Annotated in this window: 9 protein-coding genes and 1 pseudogene; 1 reads left to right on the forward strand and 9 read right to left on the reverse strand. The window is 31.7% G+C overall.

The window, feature by feature from the left end:
* Positions 1-157: 157 nt before the first annotated feature.
* The 4 genes from L21TH_RS07400 to L21TH_RS07415 all read right to left on the reverse strand — a co-directional run bounded on the left by L21TH_RS07400 (position 158) and on the right by L21TH_RS07415 (position 5,170).
* Positions 158-1,168 carry a GerMN domain-containing protein gene (locus L21TH_RS07400; protein WP_006313213.1) on the reverse strand — a complete coding sequence of 337 codons (1,011 nt, stop codon included), beginning with the start codon at positions 1,166-1,168 and terminating at the stop codon, positions 158-160.
* A gap of 76 nt (positions 1,169-1,244) precedes the next feature.
* Positions 1,245-3,305, reverse strand: a complete 2,061-nt coding sequence (locus tag L21TH_RS13790) for an N-acetylmuramoyl-L-alanine amidase family protein (protein ID WP_006313214.1) — start codon at positions 3,303-3,305, stop codon at positions 1,245-1,247.
* A gap of 286 nt (positions 3,306-3,591) precedes the next feature.
* Complete coding sequence (locus tag L21TH_RS07410; protein ID WP_006313215.1) at positions 3,592-4,575, reverse strand: AIR synthase family protein; 984 nt, start codon at positions 4,573-4,575, stop codon at positions 3,592-3,594.
* Positions 4,576-4,579: 4 nt separating this feature from the next.
* Positions 4,580-5,170, reverse strand: coding sequence for a hypothetical protein (locus L21TH_RS07415; RefSeq protein WP_006313216.1), 591 nt, complete (start codon positions 5,168-5,170; stop codon positions 4,580-4,582).
* A 302-nt stretch (positions 5,171-5,472) separates the two neighbouring features.
* Between L21TH_RS07415 and L21TH_RS14275 the strand changes: the two genes are divergently transcribed.
* The gene (locus L21TH_RS14275; RefSeq protein WP_006313217.1) at positions 5,473-5,649 is read left to right on the forward strand and encodes a hypothetical protein; all 177 of its coding nucleotides are present in this window, start codon (positions 5,473-5,475) and stop codon (positions 5,647-5,649) included.
* 131 nt (positions 5,650-5,780) lie between these two features.
* On the opposite strand, the gene L21TH_RS07420 is transcribed toward L21TH_RS14275, so the two are convergent.
* The 5 genes and pseudogenes from L21TH_RS07420 to L21TH_RS07440 form a co-directional block, all read right to left on the reverse strand.
* Positions 5,781-7,499, reverse strand: a complete 1,719-nt coding sequence (locus tag L21TH_RS07420) for a peptide ABC transporter substrate-binding protein (protein WP_006313220.1) — start codon at positions 7,497-7,499, stop codon at positions 5,781-5,783.
* A 411-nt stretch (positions 7,500-7,910) separates the two neighbouring features.
* Positions 7,911-8,875 (reverse strand): annotated as a pseudogene (locus tag L21TH_RS07425) (ABC transporter ATP-binding protein).
* Between the two features lie 2 nt (positions 8,876-8,877).
* Positions 8,878-9,906, reverse strand: coding sequence for an ABC transporter ATP-binding protein (locus tag L21TH_RS07430; RefSeq protein WP_006313223.1), 1,029 nt, complete (start codon positions 9,904-9,906; stop codon positions 8,878-8,880).
* A 16-nt stretch (positions 9,907-9,922) separates the two neighbouring features.
* Positions 9,923-10,846 carry an ABC transporter permease gene (locus L21TH_RS07435; protein WP_006313225.1) on the reverse strand — a complete coding sequence of 308 codons (924 nt, stop codon included), beginning with the start codon at positions 10,844-10,846 and terminating at the stop codon, positions 9,923-9,925.
* A 25-nt stretch (positions 10,847-10,871) separates the two neighbouring features.
* Positions 10,872-11,789 carry an ABC transporter permease gene (locus tag L21TH_RS07440; RefSeq protein WP_006313226.1) on the reverse strand — a complete coding sequence of 306 codons (918 nt, stop codon included), beginning with the start codon at positions 11,787-11,789 and terminating at the stop codon, positions 10,872-10,874.
* Positions 11,790-12,684: the final 895 nt, after the last annotated feature.

A 12,684-nucleotide genomic window follows, 5' to 3' on the forward strand; every position in this document is an offset into this window, starting at 1 on the left:
TTTCAACCTGGATATATAGCTTGATTATAGCATATACTGTAAATATACTTTCTTAAGCAAGAACAAAGTCGACTTCGTCGATTTGTTAGTTAGTTGTTTGTAGCAAGTAGCTGTTAGCCTAAAAATAAAAAAACTACCGGTTGACCGGTAGTTTAAATTAATATTCGTTTGCAAATACAGGTAATCCCTCTGGCTCAAAGAATTCGAGCCCTGCTTCTTCTAATGTCTTGCCCTCAATTAATATCTCATATCCTGCAATATCATTAAACTGCTGAAGCGTAAGCCCAATATTTTTACTCATCATATCAAACTGAACTTGACTTGAAATAGCTTCATTCGACTCTAGGTTTATATCTATGTATGCAACTCCTTCTCTTACTGATACGTCACTTAATTCTACGCCTAAAGGTATATCTGTATATAGTCCTGTCAATTCAGGTGGGCCATTAAATAACTCTCTTAACGCCTTAGATACATTAACGTTGTCACCAGATATAGGTAATGTAACCGGTACATAATATTCATACTCACCGTTACTTGTTCCTTTATAATATACAACTATCCTAGAGTCTCCATTAGCTCCTATATCTAATAAGTTTATATCTTTTCTCTCTATAGGTTGAGCTACTTTAGTTCCATATTCTAGTTCATTAATAATTTGTCCTTCAAACATAAATTGCACTTTATCTATTGTTGGAAATTCAGTTAACGTATAAACTATACCTTTTACTATATTCTCTTCTTCTTTTTTAGATTGATAATTCAATATATCATTTGTAAAGTTTACCTTGCATAATCCATCGTTTATAGACATGCCTATTATCTCAGTTCCTGCAGGAATTATTGGCATAAGTCCAATCTGTGCAATATCTTCTGTTACAACAGGGTCAGCTATCATGTTACTAAGGGCAGCTTTTGCTATACCTGTTTCCCAAGGTATTTCTCGTTTTACAGGAACTAAATAGCCATTTTCATTTTGGAAATACAATACCGTATCTCTCATGTTTACATCATTAGAAATTTCTATATCTTCTTCATCACTTCTCACTATTTCAACTTCAGATTCTTCTTCTGATACTAATCCTTTCATCACATCAATTGCTTTACAACCGTAAAAGCTTAAGCTTAAAGCAAAAACTAATACTATAAGTAATATTTTCTTATACATATACTTACCCCCCTTACTATTACTTGCTTTATAAATTATATTAATAATAGGGGGAGACTATGATTAAATTATTATATTAATTGTGATTAAACACTTCTTCTTCAAAATATCTAATTATACCATTTAGCATCCCTTCAACTGCTTTCTCTTGATACTCCTCAGTAAGTATTTTCTTTTCTTCTTCAGGATTAGTCAAGAATCCTAACTCTACAAGTGCTGCTACCATCTTAGTTTCTCTAACCACAACTAATTCAGGCCTTCTTCTTATTCCCATATCGTTAGCATTTAAAGCTTTTAAAACTTCTTGATGTATAGCATTAGCTACAGGGAAATTATCTTCACTTTTTACTGTACTCTCATAAGAAGGACAATAAAAAGTCTGTATTCCTTTTATATCTTGATTTGGATGTGCATTGAAATGTATACTTATGAATAAATCACCATTACTCTCATTAGCAATATCTGCTCTTTCATATAAACCTATATATTTGTCAGTTTCTCTAATCATTAAAGTTTTGAAACCTGCTGCTTTAAGTCTTTCATTTAATTCTTTTGCAACTCTAAGGTTCAATTCCTTCTCTAGAACCTTGAAAGTAGGAGCTGTTGCACCCGGGTCCTTACCTCCATGACCTGCATCTATGATTATCAACTTATCTTTAAATCTTTCATCTTTACCCATAAATTTTAAAGCTATCTCTTCATCTTCAGCCTTAGAATCTATTTTATATGTAATATTTTGATTATATTTAATGGTAATAGTCTTATAATCTCCCTGCTCTTCAACTAATATATAGTTTATATACTCATCATTTATTAACTGCATACCTGTCATTATATCTATATTATCCTTTAGCATTTTTATCTCCATAACTTTACTTTCTTCAGAATAATTAACATTATAAGTTGTAGGTTTATTTAGTTTAATTGTTAATCTCTTATAAATATCATCATTTTCATAATTTATTGGTTCAAAATCTTTATCATCTACATATAATATTAGTTTATTCTCTTCAATAGCAGTCATAAAATTAGGTCTTTCTTCATTTTCTTTTACATCTAAAACTACCCTAACTATTTTATCTTCACTATTATATAGATTATCTGATTCAAATTGAGATGTTCTAATACCTTTTACATAATCAGTTTCTATATCATACTTAAGTTTTTCACTATCTAAAAGTGAAGTCATAAGGTCAACTACAATTCTATCTGGATTAGACAATCTCATTATGTTGTACTCAGGCAAATTAGTATTATATATAACTATTCCTTCCCTATCTTCTACTTCTTCAAGTTCTATATCTTTTACTTTATTAACAAAACTTAATTGTAAGCCATTATCTTCCGTCTCTATTTTATATCCTATAAACTGCTCTAAATCTATAACTATTCTGGTAATATCAGGCTCATAAGAGAACTGTGAAGCTCTTACGTTTTTTATAGGATACTCATCTACCTTTATATTTACAGTTCCTTTTGAATCTAGTAACTCTTCATTAGATATATTGAGCTTAGTATAAGGTATATCAATAACTAGCCTATAAGGCTCTTCTAATAATATCTCATCATACTCTACCTTTCCAGTAGTTTTTATTGTTACTTTAGGTAAAACACTCTCTTTTTTTTCCACTATTATGTCAGTAACTTCTTCCTTCATACCTACTATAGCTGTCCATGTCTCTGGGTCCCAACTCACTTCACAGCCTAGTTCTTCTGCTACAAATCTTATCGGAACCATTGTTCTATCATTGATAATCTTTGCTGGTACATCGTAAGGTAATTTTTTTTCCTCTCCATCTATTATTACTTTACTACTATCTATTGTAAGTAATATATTTTTATCTCCTATGTCCAAAGAAACTTGATAGTTCTCAGCATCCCATCCAACTTCTCCACCTAAATATTCAGTAACAAACCTCACAGGTACTAACGTTCTCGAATCATAAAGCATAGCAGGGACATCAGATTTCATTTGTTCTCCATTTATTAATACATTAATCTTTTTAACCATTATTGTCTTACCATCAACTCTTACTTCAATCTTTTCAGGTTCTTTAGTTTCATTGTCTGCAAATACTCCTTGTACCATAGATAACAATAAAACAATTGTTAAGATAATTGCTACAATCTTTCGCATGGAATGTCCCCCTTTTTTTAAAAAACATTATGATTTTTAGCACTCAATTTATATATATCATTTTTTGAAATATTGAGTCAATAAATATAGAATTTTGTAATATGAATTTAATATAAAAAGCGGCTTTATGCCGCTTTAGGTACTTGGTACTAGGTATTTAGTACTAGTAGTGCAATTTTAAATTTCTCTTACGTCTCCTTGTACATTATCTAATACTTCTCTACTTGATTTTCTCCAAATTATTATTTGTATGGACGTTTTTTTATTTTTATAAATTCTCAATTACTTATATCACCTTATAAAGCTCATCACTTTCTGGTGGAGCAATTTCTTCTATTTCATCTCCATCTTTCATAAAAACACCTGATTCAGTTACTTCTCCTATAACAGTAATAACTATACTATTTTTTCTCAGTTCTTGCTTTATTATATCTACTTTCTCATTACCGCAAACAATGAGCATACTGCCACTAGAAATTAATCTTAATGGGTCAATATTATAAAAATCACATATTTTCTTTGTACTCTCGGCTATTGGTATATCAGTCTTATTTATAAGCACTCCTTTTTTTATAGCCTTTGATGCTTCCCAAACTGCTCCGAGAACACCACCTTCAGTTATATCGTGCATATATTTTACTCCTATTTCTCCACATATCATTCCTTCTTTAACTACACTAATATCGTTTATAAATCCTTTTGCTTGCTTTAATAATTCCTGTGAGATTTCCGTACTTAAAGTTTCTTCTAATTCACTAGCTATAATACTAGTTCCCTCTATTCCAGCCATTTTAGTTAACAAAATTTTATCTCCAACCTTTACTTCTTCTGGTTTTAATGTTTTTACCTTAAGCTGTTTACCTATTGCAGTAGTAGTAATAATCGTCCTATTTACAGCATCTGTTATTTCCGTATGACCTCCTACTATTTCTACATTTAATTCTTTGGAAGCTTGTCCTGCATCATCCATTATTACCTTGATATCATCCTCTTTAATTGATGGTGGAGCCATAATCGTCATAAGTATTGCTACAGGTTCAGCTCCATTAGATGCAACATCGTTACATGAAATATTAACAGCTAATCTCCCTATATTATGTGTTGCACCTGTAATTGGGTCTGTAGACAGTACACAACTATATTTTCCATAATCTATAACTGCACAATCTTCTCCAACTCCAGCCCTAGTTATTACATCCTCTCTTTTGTTTTTTATTCTTGATATAACTAATTTTTCTAATAACTCATTTGGTAGCTTCCCTATTTCCATTCCCTTACCTCCTATCACAAAAAAACCTTTTCCATTCCTTCATAGTCATAATCTTGTGATCTGATACTATTGCTAGTATATTTATATGTTCTGGTGGAATATAATCAAATACTAGAACTTCTGCATCATATCCTTTTTCTTTATCCCTTCTATATTTTAAATTATCAATAAAACTAAGGGATGTAGTCCAATATTTATGTAGTATCTTTTTACCTCTATTATATATGTATTTTTTCGCACACTCAAATCCTTGTACATCTTTAAGAATAAAGGGTTCATAAAGCTCATTAGCAAGATTCTCATTGGCTACCCAACATTTACTAGGGTCTATGTTTATAGCCATTATCACGCTATGAGAATGCCACTGGTGATTTTTATCAAAATTCAAACTAGCAAATATTGCTTTTTCTCTAATGACCCAGTTTGGAATAGTATTAGGTTTATAGGAATCAATATATTTATGGAAATTCAGGTATTTTGATTCATATGTAAACTTATCATCATATCTTATGCCTTTTTTTAATATATTATCAAGGTCATTAATAGGTGCTACATGATAAACCACTTTTGTCTCTGTGTAATCAGGAAATAACAACTCATCATCTCCTTTTTCTTAAACTCTCATATATTATTACAGAGACATTAATTATTTATTCGTAAGAACAAAGTCGACTTTGTCGATTTGTTAGTTAGTAGTTCGTTGTTAGTAGTTAGTAATTTTAGTCAGCTATTTAATCTTAACTTAAAATTTATGATAGTTGACGTGCAAGATAATGTGTCAAAACACTAAAAGAACGATAGATGGTAAATTTTTTGTATTCTTTTCTCTAATTATATAAAGCTTACTGGGGAAAATAATATTAATAATCTCAAATCATAGGAGGTGCTTATACTCAATTGACCATAAACTGTTCAGAGAACTGTATTTATCAAAATGATGGTATTTGTACTCTTACTTATATAACTAAATCTGCAGGAACAATAAAAAGTAACTGTCCATATTATAGAGAAAAAGAGGATTATACGAAATTAACTATAGAAAATATAGAACAAGATAACGTACTTAAAACATAAAGTAGCCGTTTTTTCTCGAAAACACTTATATCATCATGTACGCCTTTATATACGCTCTAATCCTCAGCTCTCAAATTACTGTTTTCACAAATATTAAAGGCGGTCATATGACCGCCTTTAATTAACTATTCTTAATGTTCTAAGATATAAGCCCACTTGTACTCAGTGTCACAACCAACTGGGAATCTAGCTACTCCCTTAACATATGGTCTTTGTACGAAGTTTCTTGCTGGATGGAACATTGGGAAGATTGGTAATTCTTCTGCTAATATCTTCTCTGCGTCCACCATTGCATCTATTCTTTCGTCACCACTACCAGTTTGAGCTATTTCTATTAATCTATCATATTCTTCGTTACTAAAGTAAGCATCGTTGTTTCCTCCGCCAGTAACGAATAAGTCCATGAATGTCATTGGGTCGTTGTAGTCACCGCCCCAACCAGCTATAGTGATTTGATAGTCTTTATCGTTATATCTCTTTAGACGCATTGCAAATGTCATTTGCTCAATACCTAATTCTACGCCTAAGTTTTGCTTCCACATCTGTTGTACAGCTTGTGCTGTTCTACTCCACCAAGTACCTTCACCACAAACTAAAGTAACTTCACTTTCGAATTGTTCTTTAGTAATACCTAATTCTTCTAGACCTTTTTCAAAGTGTTCCTTAGCCTTTTCAGGGTTGAATTTTGGTAATACAGCTCCACGGTTTTCAGCAAATTCTTTACCATCTTTACCTGGTAATAATGGAGGAGTTAATCCCTCTGCTACTAATGAACCGTCAGCTAAGATATTGTCAACATATGCTTTTGAATTTGTAGCGTATGCAAATGCCTTTCTTATGTTTAGATTGCTGAAGTATTTGTCTTCACAGTTAAATTGTAAATACCAAGTTGTAGCTTCAGCTAATGATTGATATTCAGGAGTATTTTGATATTTTTCTAAGAATTCTGAAGGAACTCCTGTCATATCTAACTGTCCTGTTTCATATAAGTTAACTCTTGTATTATTGTCTGTAATCATAGAACCTTCGATTCTTTCTAACTTAACAGCGTCTGCATCCCAATAGTTTTCATTTTTAACTAATACAAGTTTTTGTTCGTGTTGCCATTCACCTATCTTGAATGGTCCACTATACACCATTTTTTCTGGATCTGTAGCATATTCATCACCAAATTTTTCTATAGCAGCTTCTTGAACTGGTAAGTAAGTGATGAATGAAGTTAAACTTAAGAAGAATGGAGCTGGTCTTTCAAGCTCAACTTTAAGAGTTTTATCATCTACTGCAGTTATACCAACTTCACTTGGGTCAGTTATTTCACCAGTGTTATAAGCTTTTGCGTTTTTGATATGGTATAACTGATATGCGTATTGAGCAGCTGTTTCTGGGTTTAAAGCTCTCTTCCAAGAGAATTCAAAGTCATGAGCTGTTATTGGTGTTCCATCTGACCATTTAGCATCTCTTAAATGGAATGTATAAGTTAAACCATCTTCACTTATTTCCCAATCTTTTGCAAGACCTTTTCCTACTGTACCATCTGGGTTAAGTCTTACAAGACCTTCTAATGTAGCATTAATAATCCAGAATGACACTTGGTCTGTAGTAGTTTGAGGGTCCAAATCAGGTGGTTCTGAACCCCAGTTTACTCTAAGCACTTGCTCTTCAGCTAATTTTTCTCCACCCTCATCACTAGTATCTTGCTCTTCATTTGCATTTTCTTCGTTATTATCATTTTCTGTTACATTACTATCATCATTTGGAGCTGGCTCTTCATTTTTAGCACAGCCTGATAATGCTAAAGTAAATACCATTACAAATACTAAAGCTAATAACAACCATTTGCTTTTTCTCATTTAAAAATTTCCCCCTTTAATGTTCTAAATTTTATGAAAAAAGTTTTAAAAAGTTTTTTATCTGCTCACATCCCCCCTTTAAAAATAATACAAATTTACTATTCTACAAAATTTTAAAAACTCCTTTTATTTTTTGAAAATTTTTATTCTTTTTTATATTTTTGCTTTTTTCATTTTATTAATATTTGTTAATTGACGTTAATTAAAGTATAAAGAAATTTTAACATATTGTCAAGAAGATATTATCTTCAATGAAATGGCAACTATTGATATAACTGGATTCTTTTTTGGATTTAATAATTAATTTGTTATCTATAATATATTTATGTTTGTACAAAAATTAAATTACAATAAACATAATATTTTTTAATATTAAGGCCGAAGTTAAAACTTCGGCCTTAATTACTATTATTATTTAACCATGTGACAAGCAACAAAGTGTCCTGGTTTTACTTCTCTTAATTCAGGTGTTTTTTCTCTACATATCTTTTTAACATGTCTACACCTTCCTTGGAATTTACATCCTGAAGGTGGATTAATAGGACTTGGTACATCTCCTTCTAGCATAATTCTCTTTCTTGATTTTTCTATATCTGGGTCTGGAATTGGTACTGCAGAAAGTAGAGCTTGTGTATATGGATGCAATGGATTTTTATATAGTTCATAACTTTCTGTAAGCTCTACAATACCCCTAAATACATAACAGCAATCCTATCTGATATATGCTTAACCATACTTAAGTCATGGGCAATAAATAGATATGTTAGTCCAAACTCTTCTTGTAAGTCTTGAAGTAAGTTTACAACCTGAGCTTGAATAGACACATCTAATGCTGAAATTGGCTCATCACATACTATAAACTTAGGCTCTATTGCTAAAGCCCTCGCTACACCTATACGCTGTCTTTGTCCACCACTAAACTCATGTGGGAATCTGTTAGCATGTTCTCTACTTAATCCAACTAACTCAAGAAGCTCATATATTCTTTTCTGTCTTTCTTTTCCTTTATATAATCCATGTATGTCTATACCTTCACCTATAATATCAGTAACTGTCATTCTAGGGTTAAGAGACGCATATGGGTCTTGGAATATCATTTGAGCTTTTCTTGTATATCTCTTTAATTCTTGTCTATTTAAACTATGAACATTCATTCCATCAAAAATTACTTCTCCATCTGTAGCATCATATAATCTAACAATCGTTCTACCTGTTGTAGACTTACCACAGCCTGACTCTCCAACTAAACCTAATGTTTCTCCTTCTTTAATAGAAAAACTAACCCCATCAACAGCTTTTAATACTTGACCTCTACCAACCTCAAAATATTTTTTTAGATTTCTAACTTCAATTAGATTTTTTCTTTCTTCTGTCATTTTTATCCCCTTTCCTCGATAATAGGATTTTTCACATTAGGTGCCATGCTATGTTGTAACCAACAGTGTACATAATGATTATCATCAATTTCTGTTCTTTCAGGGAATTGTTCTTTACAAATTTTCATAGCATGATCACATCTAGCTGCAAATGGGCATCCTTTTGGTGGTGCAATCAAGTCAGGTGGTGTACCTTCTATTGGTACAAGTCTTTTATCTTCTTTAACATCAAGTCTTGGTACAGACTGTAATAATCCCCATGTATAAGGGTGTTGAGGTCTATAGAATATATCATCAACTGTTCCACTTTCTATAACAACTCCTGCATACATAACAGCTATTCTCTGAGCTATATCTGCAACTACACCAAGGTCATGGGTAATGATTATAATTGCTGTATTAAGCTTATGCTGTAACTCCTGCATAAGGTCTATAATCTGAGCCTGAATTGTAACATCTAGTGCAGTTGTAGGCTCATCTGCTATTAAAAGCTTTGGATTACATGCTAAAGCTATAGCTATCATAGCTCTCTGTCTCATACCACCACTAAATTCATGTGGATACTGTTCTGCACGCTTAGCAGGATTAGGTATACCAACAAGCCTTAACATTTCTATCGCTCTTTCTTTAGCTTTTTGCTTATCCATTTTTTGATGCTTTATAAGCCCTTCCATAATCTGCTTTCCAACTTTCATAGTTGGGTTAAGTGATGTCATTGGGTCCTGGAAAATCATACTTATTTCCTTACCTCTTATCTTTTCCATCTGTCTATCGGTATATTTTGAAATCTCTTTACCATCAAAAACTACTTTACCTTTTTTTATTTTTCCAGGAGGCATCGGAATAAGCTTCATTATTGTCTGTGCTGTTACCGACTTTCCACATCCTGACTCCCCAACTATTGCTAATGCTTCCCCTCTATTTACATGGAAAGATACTCCTCTAACCGCTTTAACTTCACCTGCATAAGTATGAAATGATACTTGCAGGTTATCAACTTCTAATAATTTATTTTCTTGATTATTCGCCACTTTATAGCCCCCCTTTTTACATTCTAAGTTTTGGATCCAGCGCATCTCTTAAACCGTCACCTAAAACATTAAACGCTAGCATAGTTATACTTATAAGTAACGCTGGATAGAATAATTGATACGGATGAATTAATAGCATCAATGTACCTTCCTGTGCTAATGAACCCCAACTTGCAAGTGGAGGCTGAATACCTAATCCCAAGTAACTAAGGAATGCTTCTGTAAACACCGCTGAAGGTACTTGGAATGTTAGGTTTATAATAATTGGTCCCATTGTATTTGGAATTAAGTGTCTAGTAATAATTCTTGATGTATCAGCACCTAAAGTTTTAGCCGCTAAAACAAATTCCATCTGTTTTAATTGAAGTACCTGACCCCTTACAACACGGGCCATACCACCCCAACCTGTTATCGAAATAGCAATAATTATAGTTTTTAAACCTGGTCCCATAACAACCATTAAAAGTATTACCCATAACAATACTGGAACTGAATAAACAATTTCTATAATACGCATCATAACAATATCAACATATCCGCCTAAATATCCTGAAATACCACCATATATAACTCCAATAGTAACGTTAATTATTGTTGAAACAAAAGCTATAAATAATGAAATTTTTGCACCTTCCCAACAACGAGTAAATATATCTCTTCCCAATGCATCTGTACCAAACCAATGTTCTGAAGTTGGCGCTTTGTTTATAACAGTATAATCTTGATAATCATATTCATAAGGTGTTAAATGTGGTCCAATAAATGCCATAGCAACCATCAGTGCTAATATTACTAATGCAACTATTGCAAGTTTATTTTCCTTAAGTCTTCTCCATGCATCCTGCCAGTAAGTTAAACTGGCTCTAACAATCTTTTCAGAACCCTCTATATCTTTACCAACAACTTCAAAGCTATCTTTAGTCAACTCAACTTGAGCCATTAATTAACTACCCCCTTTAGTCTAATTAGTCTAATCTAATTCTTGGATCGACTATTCCATAGAATAAGTCAATTAAATACATCATTACAATTAATATTATTGCATAGAAAACAGTTGTACCCATAATCATAGTGTAGTCATTTTGTTGGATACTTTGAACAAGATGTTTACCCATTCCTGGAACTGCAAATATCTTTTCTATTACGAATGAACCAACTACTACTCCGGCAATTGCAACCCCTAAAATAGTAACGATAGGTAATATAGCGTTTCTTATTGTATGCTTCCATATAACTACATTTCTTGAAAGTCCTTTTGCTCTTGCTGTTTTCACATAATCCTGTCCTAGTACATCAAGCATACTCGTCCTCATCATCCTTGCTATATAAGCAATCATACGGAATCCTAGAGCACACACCGGTAACACATAGTGAGCAGGTGTTCCCCATTGAGCAACTGGAAACCATTGAAATTTAACTCCAAACAACCACTGGAATAATGAACCAAAAACGAACTGTGGAACTGATACACCTATAACTGCTAATATAATTACAAAATAGTCGAAAAATTTAGCTCTATTTAGCGCTGCTATAATTCCAAATGTTATTCCTAGAACGGCTCCTAAACCTACAGATAATAATCCTAGTTTCGCCGACACAGGGAAACTTTCACCTAATATTTTATTAACTGACCTTGCTTTAAAGTGCATTGAATCTCCTAAATCACCTCTTAACAGGTTCTGTAAGTACTTACCGTATTGAACTATAAGAGGCTTATCTAATCCATACTTACGTTTTAAGTTTTCCATAATCTCTGGTGGAATCTTCTTTTCATTTGTAAATGGGTCTCCTGGTATTGCATGCATTAAAAAGAAAGTAATCGTAACTACGACCCAAATTGTTAACAATGCAATCGCAGTTCTTTTTAAAGTATACCTTAACATATATACACCTCCATAAATTTAAGTATGTGATTTAAACTGATAAAAAAATATTTAAAAATTTGTGTCCCATCCCCTCCTTCTAAATACTCATAATTTGTCTATTACAAAAAATAAAATATTTTAAATTAACTTATTTGTCGCAAAATTTCGATTTTAATACAGGCTATTTTTCAGCTATGTAATAGCATTTGACTAGCGCTTGTACAATTTAACAATTTTCATTCTGTTAATAAACTTTATTTTATAGACTAATGGTAATGGATATATATAAATGCAAGTCTTATTAACTATTAGATATCGGAAAGAGGCTTTACTTTCACACTAATTCCTTTAGTAGCTGAAATTTTGCAAGAGTTACCTTTCATTTTTTATATTAAAATTGAAATTTTCTTCTACATTTCAACTGTTTAGCCATGTATAAACTTTCTTAAAATTAGAATCTCTAACTAACTCCATTTCAATTATCAGAAAATTTTAAATGATTTAGTTATATGATACTTAATTTAGTTTTAATTTGCAATTAACAAAATTTTAATAATTTATTAATATACTGTAACATTTCTAGTGAGTTAGTTAGTTTGTTAATTATAATTAATAGATTTTATTATTTGTATGTCATAACTTCTAGTTATGTTGTTAATTCATTTTAATAAATTTTGCATTTTATTAATATTATAAAGGTGTTATTATAATTTATCAAATGTAATTTATGTAGATTTTACATTATTTTACGAAACAAAGTCGACTTCGTAGGTTTGTTAGTTAGTAGTTCGTTGTTAGTGGTTAGTAGCCTTTCATTCAGTTCTCAGCTCCTAACTCTTAGAAAAAAATTAGACTATTCGCTGTTCGCCTTTCGCTTTTCGATAATAATTCTATAAACATTTTTTCTACCTTT

The organism is Caldisalinibacter kiritimatiensis (assembly GCF_000387765.1).
Lineage (GTDB): Bacteria > Bacillota > Clostridia > Tissierellales > Caldisalinibacteraceae > Caldisalinibacter > Caldisalinibacter kiritimatiensis.